The organism is Streptomyces sp. NPDC007088, assembly GCF_042869355.1.
Taxonomy (GTDB): domain Bacteria; phylum Actinomycetota; class Actinomycetes; order Streptomycetales; family Streptomycetaceae; genus Streptomyces.
On record NZ_JBIAFO010000038.1, the window covers coordinates 22,617 to 37,293 of the forward strand.

General features: G+C 71.5%; 11 protein-coding genes and 5 tRNA genes. 4 read left to right on the forward strand and 12 right to left on the reverse strand.

The features are described from left to right. Positions 1-423 precede the first annotated feature (423 nt). The 4 genes from ACFYMP_RS31690 to leuC all read right to left on the reverse strand — a co-directional run bounded on the left by ACFYMP_RS31690 (position 424) and on the right by leuC (position 3,951). On the reverse strand, positions 424-1,068 hold the full coding sequence (locus ACFYMP_RS31690) for an HU family DNA-binding protein (protein ID WP_388864071.1): 645 nt from the start codon (positions 1,066-1,068) through the stop codon (positions 424-426). 152 nt (positions 1,069-1,220) lie between these two features. Further along, positions 1,221-1,448, reverse strand: a complete 228-nt coding sequence (locus ACFYMP_RS31695) for a hypothetical protein (protein ID WP_363149546.1) — start codon at positions 1,446-1,448, stop codon at positions 1,221-1,223. 481 nt (positions 1,449-1,929) lie between these two features. After that, positions 1,930-2,523: a 3-isopropylmalate dehydratase small subunit gene (gene leuD, locus ACFYMP_RS31700; protein WP_388864073.1), complete on the reverse strand. Its 594-nt coding sequence runs from the start codon at positions 2,521-2,523 to the stop codon at positions 1,930-1,932. A gap of 3 nt (positions 2,524-2,526) precedes the next feature. Beyond that, positions 2,527-3,951: a 3-isopropylmalate dehydratase large subunit gene (leuC, locus tag ACFYMP_RS31705; RefSeq protein ID WP_388864075.1), complete on the reverse strand. Its 1,425-nt coding sequence runs from the start codon at positions 3,949-3,951 to the stop codon at positions 2,527-2,529. A 179-nt stretch (positions 3,952-4,130) separates the two neighbouring features. Here leuC and ndgR point away from each other — a divergent pair, with 179 nt between their 5' ends. Further along, the gene (ndgR, locus tag ACFYMP_RS31710) at positions 4,131-4,847 is read left to right on the forward strand and encodes an IclR family transcriptional regulator NdgR (RefSeq protein WP_053137572.1); all 717 of its coding nucleotides are present in this window, start codon (positions 4,131-4,133) and stop codon (positions 4,845-4,847) included. 234 nt (positions 4,848-5,081) lie between these two features. Here ndgR and ACFYMP_RS31715 read toward each other — a convergent pair. From ACFYMP_RS31715 to ACFYMP_RS31750, 8 genes are all read right to left on the reverse strand, one after another. Beyond that, positions 5,082-5,157, reverse strand: a tRNA-Glu gene (locus ACFYMP_RS31715). A gap of 18 nt (positions 5,158-5,175) precedes the next feature. Further along, a tRNA-Gln gene (locus tag ACFYMP_RS31720) sits at positions 5,176-5,247 on the reverse strand. A 12-nt stretch (positions 5,248-5,259) separates the two neighbouring features. Next, positions 5,260-5,332, reverse strand: a tRNA-Glu gene (locus ACFYMP_RS31725). Positions 5,333-5,393: 61 nt separating this feature from the next. Beyond that, positions 5,394-5,466, reverse strand: a tRNA-Glu gene (locus ACFYMP_RS31730). Positions 5,467-5,484: 18 nt separating this feature from the next. Continuing rightward, positions 5,485-5,556, reverse strand: a tRNA-Gln gene (locus ACFYMP_RS31735). 85 nt (positions 5,557-5,641) lie between these two features. Next, the gene (locus ACFYMP_RS31740) at positions 5,642-6,367 is read right to left on the reverse strand and encodes an HAD family hydrolase (RefSeq protein ID WP_388864078.1); all 726 of its coding nucleotides are present in this window, start codon (positions 6,365-6,367) and stop codon (positions 5,642-5,644) included. Between the two features lie 208 nt (positions 6,368-6,575). Continuing rightward, positions 6,576-8,048, reverse strand: a complete 1,473-nt coding sequence (gene gltX, locus ACFYMP_RS31745; protein ID WP_388864080.1) for a glutamate--tRNA ligase — start codon at positions 8,046-8,048, stop codon at positions 6,576-6,578. Further along, the gene (locus tag ACFYMP_RS31750) at positions 8,041-8,817 is read right to left on the reverse strand and encodes a fumarylacetoacetate hydrolase family protein (protein ID WP_388864082.1); all 777 of its coding nucleotides are present in this window, start codon (positions 8,815-8,817) and stop codon (positions 8,041-8,043) included. The genes gltX and ACFYMP_RS31750 overlap by 8 nt, the downstream gene beginning before the upstream one ends. Before the next feature lie 721 nt (positions 8,818-9,538). On the opposite strand from ACFYMP_RS31750, the gene ACFYMP_RS31755 reads away from it, so the two are divergent. The 3 genes from ACFYMP_RS31755 to ACFYMP_RS31765 all read left to right on the forward strand — a co-directional run. Next, positions 9,539-13,783: a nitrate- and nitrite sensing domain-containing protein gene (locus ACFYMP_RS31755; protein WP_388864084.1), complete on the forward strand. Its 4,245-nt coding sequence runs from the start codon at positions 9,539-9,541 to the stop codon at positions 13,781-13,783. 9 nt (positions 13,784-13,792) lie between these two features. Further along, positions 13,793-14,206, forward strand: a complete 414-nt coding sequence (locus ACFYMP_RS31760) for a roadblock/LC7 domain-containing protein (RefSeq protein ID WP_363149602.1) — start codon at positions 13,793-13,795, stop codon at positions 14,204-14,206. A gap of 100 nt (positions 14,207-14,306) precedes the next feature. Beyond that, the coding region (locus tag ACFYMP_RS31765; RefSeq protein WP_388864086.1) for a DUF742 domain-containing protein at positions 14,307-14,677 on the forward strand (371 nt) is incomplete at its 3' end.

Genomic DNA, 14,677 nt, shown 5'->3' on the forward strand with positions numbered 1-14,677 from the left:
CTGGCCGGTTCGGCGACGTCTCAGACTTCCGACCGGTCTGGTGACGCCCGGAACTCCTGATCGGCGGCGCTCCGGTCCCGTTCTCCTCGCGCGCCCCGCTGCCGCGGCGGCCCTCCCGCCGAAGTCCCGGGCCGGACGGGGACGTCCACCGCCGGCCAGGTGGCCGAAACCTTTCCCCGGGCCCACGGGCCCACGGGCCCACGGGCCCCCGGGCGAAGGCCAGCCGCAAGACACCTCACGAGCCGCGACGGACGGCCCCGGTACGCCAACGCCGCAGCCACACACGAACCGGACGTACGGGCACACCAACGCGCCGCGGGCCGGGCTCCCGAGGGAGCCCGGCCCGACGCGTGAGTTCTGCGTCCCCCCGGGGTGCCGGAGGTCCGGCCGCGGCCGTTGCTGGATACGGTCCGGGGCGCGGGGTTACTTCTTGCGGGCCGTGGCCTTCTTCGCCGTGGTGGTCCGCGCGGTGCTCTTCTTGGCCGGGGCCTTCTTGGCGGTGGCCTTCTTCGCCGGGGCGGTGTTCTTCACGGCGGCCTTCTTGGCCGGCGTGGCCTTCTTCGCCGGAGTGGCGGTCGCCGTCGTCTTCTTCGCGGCGGTCGTGGTCTTCTTCGCGGCCCCGGTGGTCTTCTTCGCCGGGGTGGCCTTCTTGGCGGTGGTGGTCGCCTTCTTCGCGGCCGTCGCCTTCTTCGCCGTGGCCTTCTTCGCCGCCGCCTTGGCGGTGGTCTTGGTGCCGCCGGTGAGGCTGCCCTTGGGCGCCTTCTTCACCGCGACGTCGTTCTTCGGGAGCTTCTTGGTCCCACTCACGAGGTCCTTGAAACCCTGGCCCGCGCGGAAGCGGGGCACCGAGGTCTTCTTGACCCGCACGCGCTCCCCGGTCTGCGGGTTGCGGGCGTAGCGAGCCGGACGGTCGACCTTCTCGAACGAGCCGAAGCCGGTGACAGAGACACGGTCACCCGCGACGGTGGCACGGACGATCGCGTCCAGAACCGCGTCGACGGCGTCCGCGGCGTTCTGCCGCCCGCCGACCTTGTCGGCAATCGCTTCAACGAGCTGCGCCTTGTTCACGTCTTCCCCTTCGGAGACATTGCCAGAACGAATCTGTTCAAGCTTTTTCGCACGTTAGGCGGATATATACCGCAAATCAAACACGAAACGGGCTAATCACCCTTGTGCCGCAACGAACTCGGGCCTGTGGGAGTTCTCCCGGCGGGACCGACTCAACCGTCTTCGGGGAATCGGCCCTCATCGAGGTCCTTCATCAATCGGTCCAGGCGTGTTGCCGCTCCCGCAAGATCGTGTTTGGCCGCGGCCGTAATGACCAGCAGCTTCCGGGTCAGCGCCATCCGTACGCCCTCCGGGACTTGCAGTGTGCGCACCCTTGTGTGTGCTTCTTTGAGCCGGTCGGCGACCGCGCCGTAAAGCTGGAGTTGGCCGTCGCTTTCCATGCCTCGATTGTGCCATCTGGCCTGAGTTGTCGCCTGCGCAGGGGGTAACTACCCACTGCGGCCGCCTGTTCGGGCTGCTCGCAGCCGCCCTGGCCGGAGCCAAGTGGAACCTCCTTCTCCCTTTACTGATAAGGGAGTTGAGCACACGCGTTCGGCTGTCGACGCTCGGGGGAGGCGGGTTCACAACGCTGCGCCGACCGAGGGTTTTTGGCCATGTCGCGTACCCTCCCCGGTTACCCGTGCGGGGGGCGGACAGCCGCGTGGCCACCGACCGGTCACCGTATCGATGCCGTTTCCACCCTTCGCCCTTCGCCCTTCACTCTCTCCCCACTCCCCGCCCCGCACCCCGCACCAGCGGCCCCGCACTCTCGTTCCCCCCTCCCCCGGTTCTCCCGGCCGGAGACAAGACGGTGCCCCCGGCCAGGAGGGCCGGGGGCACCGTTTCGGGACAGGGCGAGCGACTCAGTCGCGGGCCACGGGATCAGACCACGAGGGTCCGGGGCTTGAAGGAGGGTCGGTTCGCCTCGTAGGCGGCGATCGACTCCTCCTCGCGCAGCGTGATGCTGATGTCGTCGAGGCCGTTCAGCAGCCGCCAGCGGGCGTTCTCGTCGAGTTCGAAGTCGGCGGTGACCCCTTCGGCGCGGACCTGGCGGTCCTGGAGGTCGACGGTGACGCTCGCCTGCGGGTCCTGCTCGACGAGGGTCTGCAGACGCTCCACGACCTCCTGGTCGAGGACGACGGTCAGCAGGCCGTTCTTCAGGGAGTTGCCCCGGAAGATGTCGGCGAAGCGCGAGGAGATGACCGTCTTGAACCCGTAGTTCTGCAGGGCCCAGACGGCGTGCTCGCGCGAGGAGCCGGTGCCGAAGTCGGGGCCGGCCACGAGCACCGTCGCGCCTTTGTACTCCGGTTTGTTCAGGACGAACTCCGGGTTCTTGCGCCATGCCTCGAACAGGCCGTCCTCGAACCCGTCCCTGGTGACCTTCTTGAGCCAGTGAGCCGGGATGATCTGGTCGGTGTCGACGTTGCTGCGGCGCAGCGGGACGGCGCGGCCGGTGTGCGTGGTGAAGGCTTCCATGGTTCAGACTCCCGCGGGCGTGACGGCGTCGGACAGGTCGGCGGGCGAGCCGAGACGGCCCAGCACCGCGGTGGCCGCGGCCACCTGGGGCGAGACGAGGTGCGTGCGGCCCCCCTTGCCCTGCCGGCCCTCGAAGTTGCGGTTGGAGGTGGAGGCGGAGCGCTCACCGGGGGCGAGCTGGTCGGGGTTCATGCCCAGGCACATCGAGCAGCCCGCGTGCCGCCACTCGGCTCCGGCGGCGGTGAAGACCTTGTCGAGGCCCTCCTCGACGGCCTGGAGCGCGACGCGCACGGAGCCCGGGACGACCAGCATGCGTACGTCGTCGGCGACTTTGCGGCCCTCCAGGACGGCGGCGGCCGAGCGCAGGTCCTCGATCCGGCCGTTGGTGCAGGAACCCACGAAGACGGTGTCCACGGAGATCTCGCGCAGCGGCTGCCCCGCGCTCAGACCCATGTACTCCAGGGCCTTCTCGGCGGCGAAGCGCTCGGAGGTGTCGGCGTACGTCGCGGGGTCGGGCACGTTGGCGGACAGCGGGGCGCCCTGGCCCGGGTTGGTGCCCCAGGTGACGAACGGGGCCAGCTTCCCGGCGTCGATGACGACCTCGGCGTCGAACACCGCGTCCTCGTCGCTGCGCAGGGTCTTCCAGTACGCGACGGCCGCGTCCCAGTCGGCGCCCTTCGGGGCGTGGTCGCGGTCCTTGAGGTAGGCGAAGGTCGTCTCGTCGGGGGCGATCATCCCGGCGCGGGCGCCCGCCTCGATCGACATGTTGCAGATCGTCATGCGGGACTCCATCGAGAGCTTCTCGATGGCGGGGCCGCGGTACTCCAGGATGTAGCCCTGGCCGCCGCCGGTGCCGATCTCGGCGATGACGGCGAGGATCAGGTCCTTGGCGCTGACGTCCTCGGGCAGTTCGCCCTCGACCGTGATGGCCATCGTCCGGGGGCGGGCCATGGGCAGCGTCTGGGTCGCGAGCACGTGCTCGACCTGCGAGGTGCCGATACCGAAGGCGAGAGCCCCGAAGGCACCGTGGGTCGAGGTGTGCGAGTCGCCGCACACCACGGTCGTGCCCGGCTGGGTCAGTCCCAGCTGGGGTCCCACGACGTGGACGACGCCCTGTTCGACGTCGCCGAGCGGGTGCAGCCGGACGCCGAAGTCCGCGCAGTTCTTGCGCAGCGTCTCCAGCTGGACGCGGGAGACCGGGTCGGCGATCGGCTTGTCGATGTCGAGCGTCGGGGTGTTGTGGTCCTCGGTGGCGATGGTGAGGTCGAGTCGCCGCACCTGTCGGCCGTTCTGCCGCAGTCCGTCGAACGCCTGGGGGCTGGTGACCTCGTGCAGCAGGTGCAAGTCGATGAAGAGGAGGTCGGGCTCGCCCTCGGCGTGCCGGACGACGTGGTCGTCCCAGACCTTCTCCGCGAGTGTCCTACCCATCGCTTTCCCTTCGGCCGGCGGCGACGCCGGCCCAACTAGAGACATGAGGGCCGCGTCCCTCCCCACACCTCGGACGCCGGCCGACCGGCCCGCTGGTCCACGGGCCCGCGTCTACAGACTCGCAAGTTCCCGGGAAAATTGAACTTGCGTTTCACAGAGTGAGACGCGAGTATCGTTGCATGGACAACTCTAGCGGCGTCGGCGTTCTCGACAAGGCGGCTCTGGTTCTGAGCGCCCTGGAGTCCGGTCCGGCCACCCTCGCCGGGCTGGTCGCAGCGACCGGACTGGCCAGGCCCACGGCTCACCGGCTGGCCGTGGCACTGGAACACCACCGCATGGTGGCGAGGGACATGCAGGGCCGGTTCATCCTCGGTCCGCGGCTGGCCGAACTGGCCGCCGCGGCCGGCGAGGACCGGCTGCTCGCGACGGCCGGACCGGTACTCACCCACCTGCGCGACGTGACCGGCGAGAGCGCCCAGCTCTACCGCCGGCAGGGCGACATGCGGATCTGCGTGGCGGCGGCCGAGCGGCTCTCGGGTCTGCGGGACACCGTCCCGGTGGGCTCGACGCTCACGATGAAGGCGGGCTCCTCCGCGCAGATCCTCATGGCCTGGGAGGAACCGGAGCGTCTGCACCGGGGTCTGCAGGGCGCCCGCTTCACCGCGACGGCGCTCTCAGGCGTACGGCGCCGTGGCTGGGCCCAGTCGATCGGGGAGCGGGAGCCGGGGGTCGCCTCGGTTTCCGCCCCGGTGCGCGGCCCGTCCAACCGTGTGGTCGCGGCGGTTTCGGTGTCCGGCCCGATCGAGCGGCTGACCCGGCACCCGGGCCGGATGCACGCCCAGGCCATCATCGACGCCGCCGGCCGGCTGAGCGAGGCGCTGCGGCGCACCGGCTGATCCGCCCGCGCCCCACCCGGCACACCATCCGCACCCCGCACCCGTACGCGACGGCGGGACGTCAACGACGCCGCCCCGCCCCGCCCGTCCGGCCGCGACCCGTGAGCCCCTGGGCCCGAAACCGTACGACTGCCGGGAAGCAAGGCCGCACGGCGAGAAGAGGCGCGCAACGACGCCCACACCGCCAGAAAACGAAGAAGGCCCTCCGCACGAGGCGGAAGACCTTCTTTTCTTTGGTACCCCCGACCGGATTCGAACCGGCGCTACTGCCGTGAGAGGGCAGCGTGCTAGGCCGCTACACAACGGGGGCGCGATCACAAGTGATCAGCTGGGCTACCAGGACTCGAACCTAAACTAACGGAACCAGAAACCGTCGTGCTGCCAATTACACCATAGCCCAAAGGATGTTCAGTACCCCCGACCGGATTCGAACCGGCGCTACTGCCGTGAGAGGGCAGCGTGCTAGGCCGCTACACAACGGGGGCCCTAGCGATCCTGCATCAGTGACACGGGGTGCGACCCGCATGTCTCCGCGAGAAGGATCTGTACCCCCGACCGGATTCGAACCGGCGCTACTGCCGTGAGAGGGCAGCGTGCTAGGCCGCTACACAACGGGGGCGCGATCACAAGTGATCAGCTGGGCTACCAGGACTCGAACCTAGACTAACGGAACCAGAAACCGTCGTGCTGCCAATTACACCATAGCCCACCGCAACACAACCCCTGAGGGATTGGTATTGGTTGTGCGCTGTCCTCCGGGCCTTCCGGCCCGCTCGGGCGGCGCAGAAAGAACATTACCCGAAGGTCGACGGCGCTCCAAAACGGGTATCGGCGGTGAGCAGCGCGGGCAGCTGTCCGAGGCTCGTGATGCGGTGCACGCCCTCCGGGGCGGGCAGGCCCGAGCCGCCGCGGTCGAGCCAGACGCCGAGCAGTCCCGCGTCGTGGGCGCCCCGGGCGTCGGTCTCCGGCTGGTCGCCGACGTAGGCGATCTCCTCCGGGGCCAGGCCGAGCGCCTCGACGACGGCGAGGAACGCCTCGGCCGCGGGTTTGGACACGCCCAGCTCGGCGGCGCACAGCAACGCCTCGAAGCGGTCGTGGACGCCGAGACTGCGCAGTTTCTGGCTCTGCGGGACGGCGGAGGAGTTGGACAGGACGGCCTGCCGGTAGTGCGGGGCGAGGGCGTCCAGGGCGGGCAGGACGTCCGGGAAGAGGGACCAGGCCGCCGCGTAGTGGCCGAAGTACCGGTCGAACCAGTCGTCGGCCTGTGCGTCGCTCAGCGGGGCGCCGACGAATTCGCGGACGCGGTCCCTGCGCTGGCCCTGGAAGTCCACCTCTTTGGCCGCGAAGCGGGCCCAGTGGCGCCGTGTGACGCTCTTCCAGCGGGCGAGGGCCGCCTCGGGGCCCCCGTGGTCCTCCAGGAGCCCCTCGGCCGCGAGGTGGGCGCTCATTCCGGCGGAGTCGGCGGTCGCGTAGTCGAAGAGCGTGTCGTCGATGTCCCACACCACGGCTTTGATCGGCATGGATCGAGCGTACGCGCGCGGGCGCGGGCGCGGCGGCCGGAAACAGGGCGCCGCCCCCCCCCCCCCGGGGGGGGGGGGGGCCGGGCGCGGGCCCGGGCGGGGGGGGGGGGGGGGGGGCCGAAACCGGGCCCCCCCCCCCCCCCCGGGGGGGGCCCCCCCCGGGGGGGGGCCCCGCCCCCGGGGCGTGGTGCGGCGGCGCGCGCCGGCGTCAGGCGGCCAGTTTGGCGAGGGCCGCGTCGACGCGGGCGAGCGTGCGCTCGCGCCCCAGGACCTCCAGGGACTCGAACAGCGGCAGGCCCACGGTGCGGCCGGTCACGGCGACGCGGACGGGCGCCTGGGCCTTGCCGAGCTTGAGGCCGTGCTCGGTACCGGCCGCCAGGACGGCCTCCTTGAGCGCCTCGGCGTTCCAGTCCGCGGCGGCGATCTTCTCGCGCGCGGTGCGCAGGAGGGCGTCGGAGCCCTCCTTCATCGCCTTGTTCCAGGACGCCTCGTCCACGGCCGGCTCGTCGAGGAAGAGGAAGTCGACGTTGGCGGTGATGTCGGACAGCACCGTCACCCGGGTCTGGGCGAGCGGGGCCAGCTCCGCGAACGCCTTCGCGTCGAAGTTCTCGGGGGCCCAGGGAGCGAACGGGGCGGTGAGCCACGGGGCGCAGCGGGCGGTGAATTCCTCGACCGGCAGCATCCGGATGTGGTCGCCGTTGATCGACTCGGCCTTCTTGAGGTCGAAGCGGGCCGGGTTCGCGTTGACGTCCCCGATCTCGAACTTCGCGACCATCTGGTCGAGGCTGAAGACGTCCTCGTCCGGGGAGAAGGACCAGCCGAGCAGCGAGAGGTAGTTGAGCAGCCCCTCGGGCAGGAAGCCGCGCTCCCGGTAGAGGTTGAGGCTCGCCTGCGGGTCGCGCTTGGAGAGCTTCTTGTTGCCCTCCCCCATGACGTACGGGAGGTGCCCGAAGGCGGGGATCTCCTTGGCCAGGCCGAGGTCGACGAGCGCCTTGTAGAGGGCGATCTGCCGCGGGGTGGAGGAGAGCAGGTCCTCGCCGCGCAGGACGTGGGTGATCTCCATGAGGGCGTCGTCGACGGGGTTGACCAGCGTGTAGAGGGGCGCCCCGTTGGCCCGGACGATGCCGTAGTCGGGCACGTTGTCCGGGGTGAAGGTCAGCTCTCCGCGCACGAGGTCGGTGAAGGTGATCGTCTCGTCGGGCATCCGGAAGCGGACGATGGGCTTGCGGCCCTCCGCCTCGTACGCGGCGATCCGCTCGGCGCTCAGGTCGCGGCAGTGGCCGTCGTAGCCGGAGGGGCGGCCGGCGGCGCGGGCGGCCTCGCGGCGGGCGTCCAGCTCCTCGGTGGTGCAGTAGCAGCGGTAGGCGTGGCCGGCTTCCAGGAGGCGGCGCGCGACGTCCTGGTAGACGTCCATGCGCTGCGACTGGCGGTACGGGGCGTGCGGGCCGCCGACCTCGGGGCCCTCGTCCCAGTCCAGGCCGAGCCAGCGCAGGGAGTCCAGCAGCTGCTGGTAGGACTCCTCGGAGTCGCGGGCCGCGTCGGTGTCCTCCACACGGAAGACCAGGGTGCCCTCGTGGTGGCGCGCGAAGGCCCAGTTGAACAGGGCGGTGCGGACCAGGCCGACGTGGGGGTTGCCGGTCGGGGAGGGACAGAAACGTACGCGGACGGTGCCGTTAGCCACGCTTGATCACCTTGTTGGTGAGAGTGCCGATGCCTTCGATGTGGACGGCGACCTCGTCGCCGACGCTGAGCGGGCCCACCCCTGCCGGGGTGCCCGTGAGGATGACGTCGCCCGGGAGCAGGGTCATGGCCTCGGAGATGTGGACGATCAGGTCCTCGACGGAGCGGACCATCTCGCTCGTGCGCCCGAGCTGGCGTTGTTCGCCGTTGACGGTGCACTGGATGGTGAGGTCGGCGGGGTCGAGTTCGGTCTCGATCCAGGGGCCGAGCGGGCAGGAGTTGTCGAAGCCCTTGGCGCGGGCCCACTGCTTCTCGCGCTTCTGGACGTCGCGCGCGGTGATGTCGTTGGCGCAGGTGTAGCCGAGGACGACGTCCTTGGCGCGCTCCCGGGGCACCTCGCGGCACATGCGGCCGATGACGACGGCCAGTTCGGCCTCGTACTGCACGTCCTGGGAGAACGAGGGGTACGCGACGGGGTCACCGGTGCCGACCACCGAGGTGGAGGGCTTGAAGAAGGTCAGCGGGGTCTCGGGCACCTCGTTGCCGAGTTCGGCCGCGTGCTCCGCGTAGTTGCGCCCCACGCCGACGACCTTGTTGGGCAGGACGGGCGGCAGGAGCCGGACCTTGTCCAGGGGGACCTTGGTGCCCGAGAGCTCGAAGTCCGCGAACGGGATGCCCTTGATGATGTCGAGGACGAGGCTGTCGGGGCCTTCACCCTCGACGGCCCCGAAGGCGACATTGCCGTCGATGGAGAATCTGGCGATGCGCACGGCTGGCGGGTGCCCCTCTGTTTTCGCTGCTGGAGTCTTGAGGTCCCAGGCTAACGCGCGGGAGGCCGCCGGTTCGCGTGCGTTCCTTGGCTGTCACGGTGGGCGAGCGGGCCGCCGCCAGGGGCGCGCCGAACAGCGCGCACACGGCCCGAAAGGGGCGGCGCACGGGGGCGCACGGCGTGTGCGGCCCGTGTACGGGGTGTGCGCGGCCTCCCGAACCGGGAGCCAGGACGCCCCAATCCCCACACATTCGACCGGCCAGACACCGAATCCGTGTGAGTTTACTCACGGCACGAGGGGAAAAGCAGGGCATACCGCCCGGCTTCACCCTGGGTGCGAAGGGGACATTCGCCACGGAAGCGCGTATTCCGCTCCCGATCATGCCGACCGGGACACTCGCGGGGTGCGGACGTTGAGTCCCCTTATGCCCGCTTTCCCCAAGATCACTTTGCACAGCTCGTGATGCGCCCCTCACGAGCGGTCACAGTGCGCGGACCCGCTCCGACGGGCCTTGTTGGAGATCCTGCACTGTGCTGGAATTCCCCGGACCGCCGCGGGTATCGGCCGGCGCGCTGGGGGCGCAACGCAGCGCCGAGCGGCGGCGGTACAGGGAGACGCGCCGGTCACTCACGACCACCGGGAGATCCTTCGGATTTCCATGACTCGACACCGCTCCGACCGCTTCGGCGGGAGGGCGCCTGGTCCAGAGGTTGCGACGCTAGTGCAGGGACGTTTCAAGAGGGATGGCAGCGCTGCGGCGGAGCCGGAGCCGCGCGGCGGGACCGACCGCGGTTCCTCTGCCCAGCACACTCCGCAGTCCGGGCAGGCCCCGGCCGACCCCGGTGAGAACCGGGCCTCTGGCGCGCCGGAGGGCCCCGAGGGTGCCGAGCAGCCCAAGGGCAAGGCGAAGGCCAAGCAGAGCGGGCCGACCGGGCCCGGCTCGCGCATGGCGCTGCGCAACTGGCGCATCTCCACCCGCCTCGTCTCACTGCTCGTGCTGCCCGTGGCCGCCGCGACCACGCTGGGCGGGCTGCGCATCAGCAACTCGCTGGACGACATCCAGCAGCTCGACAACATGAAGCTGCTGACCGACATGACCAAGCAGGCCACCGAGCTGGCGGCGGCGCTCCAGGACGAGCGCGACCAGTCGGCGGGCCCGCTCGCGCACGGCGTCAAGGCCACCGACTACTCGGTCTCCAGCTGGCGTTCGAAGACGGACCGCTCGGTCAAGTCGTTCCTGGAGAACACCAACGAGATATCGGGCAACGGCTCCCTCAACGGTGTCCGCAGCAATCTCGGGGCGATCAGCACGCGTCTGGCCCAGCTCAAGGCGGTCCGCCGGGACGCCTACGCCGACAAGACCTCGATCACCCAGACCGTCGACGCCTACAGCCAGCTGATCGACCAGCTGCTGAGCCTGTCGGAGGAGATGGCGCAGGCCACCAGCAACCCAGAGATGGTCCAGCGCACCCGCGCGCTGGCCGCGTTCTCCTCCGCGAAGGAGTACGCCTCGGTCCAGCGCGCCGTGATCGCCGCCGCCCTCCCGCCGAACAAGACCGAGTACGGCAAGCTCTCGGAGACGGACCGCCGTTACGCGCTCAACGCGCTGAGCAACGAGACCAGCGAACTCGACCAGTTCCGCGAGGTGTACGCGGTCTACGGGGGCAACCCCGAGGAACTGCTGCGTCCGATCAACGCCAACCAGCCCACGATCGAGTCGGCCCGCAGCTACGCCAACCGGGCGCTCAGCCGCGAGAACGGCATCAAGGGGATGGGGAAGCGGTCCTACAAGGACTGGACCGACACGGCCTCCGACGAGATCACCCAGATGAAGACCATCGAGACCACGCTGCTCGGTCAGATGGAGCAGAAGGCCCGTGAGCTGCGCCAGAACGCCGAGCGCGAGGCCATCCTCAACGGGGCCCTGATCATCCTGGTCCTCGGTGTCTCGCTGGTCGGCGCCTTCGTCGTCTCCCGCTCCATGATCCGTTCGCTGCGCCGGCTCCAGGACACGGCCACCAAGGTCGCCCAGGAACGCCTGCCCGAGCTGGTCCAGCAGCTGTCCGAGTCGGACCCGCAGGACGTGGACACCTCCGTCGAGTCGGTCGGTGTGCACTCCAGGGACGAGATCGGAAAGGTGGCCGCGGCCTTCGACGACGTGCACCGCGAGGCGGTCCGGCTCGCCGCCGACCAGGCCATGCTGCGGGGCAACGTCAACGCGATGTTCACCAACCTCTCGCGCCGCAGCCAGGGCCTGATCCAGCGTCAGCTCTCGCTCATCTCCGAACTGGAGTCCCGCGAGGCCGACCCCGACCAGCTCTCCTCGCTCTTCAAGCTCGACCACCTCGCGACGCGTATGCGCCGTAACGGTGAGAACCTCCTGGTCCTCGCGGGTGAGGAGCCGGGCCGTCGGTGGACCCGTCCGGTGCCGCTGGTCGACGTGCTGCGCGCCGCCGCCTCCGAGGTGGAGCAGTACGAACGCATCGAGCTGTCCTCGGTGCCCTCCACGGACGTCGCCGGCCGCGTGGTCAACGACCTCGTGCACCTGCTCGCCGAGCTGCTGGAGAACGCGACCTCGTTCTCCTCCCCGCAGACGAAGGTCAAGGTCACCGGGCACGCCCTCCCGGACGGCCGCGTGCTGGTGGAGATCCACGACACCGGTATCGGCCTGTCCCCCGAGGACCTGTCCGCGATCAACGAGCGGCTCGCCGCCCCGCCCACCGTGGACGTCTCCGTCTCGCGCCGCATGGGCCTGTTCGTGGTCGGCCGCCTCTCGCAGCGCCACGGCATCCGCATCCAGCTGCGGCCCTCCGACTCGGGCGGTACAACGGCGCTCGTCATGCTGCCGGTGGACGTCGCCCAGGGCGGTCGCAAGGCCCCCGGCGGCAGGCCGGGCGGTGGCGGCGGCCCCGCCGCCGCGCAGGCCGCGGCCGGTGTGGCGGCGGCTCGTCGCGGCTCCCCCGCGCCCGCTCTCGGTGGCGCGCCGGGCGCCGGGCAGGGCGGTCCCGCCGGTCAGCTCGGCGCCGTCCCGGCCCGCGGCCAGGTGGGTCCCGGCGGTCCGCGAGCCGCGCTGCCGGGCCGCGACAACGCCCCCCAGGCCGGTCCGGGCACCCGCCCCGGCGCCCCGGGCCAGCCCCCGCAGAACCGGCAGCCGCAGAACCAGGCCCCTCAGGGGCAGGCGCCGCAGAACCGGCAGCCGCAGGGCGGCCAGGGTTCGCGCGAGCCCTTCCCCCAGGTGGGCGGGGCCGGACTGCCGCAGCGCGGTCCGGGCCGCGGCGAGGCGCCGCAGCAGGACGGCAACCGCGCACCGGGGCTGTTCGGCGACAGCCGCCAGAACGACGGCCGCCAGAACCTCCCGCAGGGCGGCGTTCCGGCCCGCTACGGGCAGGACGAGAGCCAGGGCCAGGGCCTGCGGCCCGCCCAGAGCCCGGACGCCTTCGGCGGCCGGCCCGGCGCGCCCGTCCCGCCGCAGCCTCGCGCCCCGCAGGGCGAGGACGGGAGCCGTCGCCCGCAGCTGCCGCCGCGCGGCGGACCGCGCGCCGAGCTTCCGGGCGGCAACCCGCAGCCCCGCGCGCCGCGCTGGGGCGACCAGGAGAACCCCGCGGGTTCGCAGGCCCCGCTGGACGCCCCGCGTGGGCACGACGAACCGCAGTCGGGTCCCACGGGTCCCGCCACGGGGGCCTACCCGGTGGCGCGCGACGACCGCGGGCCCGGTTCGACGGCGCAGTTCCCGGCGATCACCGACGACATGCCGGCCCCGGAGGGCGTCGGCGGCGCCGGGTACGGCGGGTACGACAACCGTCAGGACCCCTCGTCCACCGGGCAGTTCCCGGTTCCCGGCGCCCCTTCCGGGACGGGCGGGCCCGGGGAGCGCCAGGCGCACGGGCAGGAGCGGTACGGCTCCCCCTCGGACACCGGCTCCTTCCCGCGGCAGGACGCCTTCGAGGGCCACGCCCCCGGCCAGGACGCCACGCGGGCTCCGGCGGGCTACCCGTACGACGGGTACACCGGCGGGCAGCAGGCCAACGGCTACCCGGCCGACGGCAGCGGCCAGTACGACACCGGGGCATATGCCACGGGGCAGCAGGGCGGGCAGCCCGGACCGCAGCAGAACGGCGGCCAGCAGGGCGGGTACGACGCCGGCCGTCAGGACACGGGTCAGTTCGCGACCGGCGGCTACGAGACCGGGCAGCACGATCTCGGCCAGTACCACGACGCGCGCCAGGACTCCGGCCAGGGCGGCTACGACACCGGGGCATATTCCACGGGGCAGTTCCCCGCCCCGACGGCGTACGAGACGGGGCAGAGCCCGCAGTACGACCCCTCGGCGCACTCCGGCCTCAACGGCACGGGCCGGCCGGGTGGCCAGCCCCAGCACGAGGACGCACAGCCCGGCCCCCTGCCGCGGCGCGGGGCGCCCGGCGAGTCCGAGCTGCCCTCGGCCGGCGCCGGTGACGGCCGCACCCCGCTGTACGACACGCTGGAGACGAACTGGTTCCACGGCGGCACCGGCACGCAGCAGCAGCCGCCCGCGCAGGAGAGCCGCCCGGCCGCCGAACAGCGGCCTTCGGCCCCGCAGCCGCCCGCCGCGGCGGCGCCCGGTGAGAGCCGGCCGGCGAACGGCACGGAGGGTTCCGGTACGTGGCGGGCCTCCCCCAATGACGAGCTGGTCCGGCAGGCGGAGCGGGTGAAGCAGCCCTCGGCGGGCGGCGTCACGACCTCCGGCCTGCCGCGCAGGGTGCCGCGCGCCAATCTGGTGCCCGGTACCGCCCAGCAGCAGCCCCAGCAGCACGCGGGTCCCCAGGTCTCCCGGGCGCCCGACGACGTGCGTGGCCGGCTGACCAATCTCCGCAGGGGCATCCAGCAGGGCCGCTATCAGGCCGGCATCGGTGTCCCCCCGCGCCAGGCGGGGGACGGCCAGTCGACCGGCAGTCACCCCCGCCCCTCTCACCAGCAGGAGCGCTAGTTGACCCCCATGAGCCAGGCGGCACAGAACCTGAACTGGCTGATCACCAATTTCGTGGACAACACCCCCGGGGTGTCGCACACGGTGGTGGTCTCCGCCGACGGACTTCTCCTCGCGATGTCCGAAGGCTTTCCGCGTGACCGCGCCGACCAGCTCGCGGCCGTGGCCTCCGGCCTGACCTCGCTGACCGCGGGGGCGTCCCGGATCTTCGAGGGCGGCACCGTCAACCAGACGGTCGTGGAGATGGAGCGCGGCTTCCTCTTCATCATGTCGGTCTCCGACGGCTCCTCCCTGGCCGTACTCGCCCACCCCGAGTGCGACATCGGCCTGGTGGGATACGAGATGGCGCTGCTGGTGGACCGGGCGGGGGCCGTGCTGACGCCGGACCTGCGTGCGGAACTCCAGGGCAGCCTTCTTCACTGAGCGCACCACCCGCAGTAACCGCCACCGCCGGCCGTTTCAGTTCCCCCCACCGGCCACAGCCTGACGGCGCTGACCATCCGCTGTCCCGTCCGGAGGATTCATGACACCGCCCAACGCCTCGCACGATCCCTACGGAAACCCGCACTCCGCAGGTTTCGGGATCGAGGGAGACCAGCCGCTGGTGCGGCCGTACGCCATGACGGGCGGCCGGACCAGGCCCCGTTACCAGCTCGCCATCGAGGCGTTGGTCAGCACCACGGCGGACCCGATGCAGATGTCGGGTCTGCTCCCGGAACACCAGCGGATCTGCCACCTGTGCCGTGAGGTCAAGTCGGTCGCGGAGGTCTCCGCACTCCTGACGATGCCCCTGGGTGTCGCCCGGATCCTCGTCGCCGACCTGGCGGAAGCCGGACTCGTCGCGATCCACCAGCCCGGCGGCGACGAGAACGCCGGCGGCCAGCCAGACGTGAC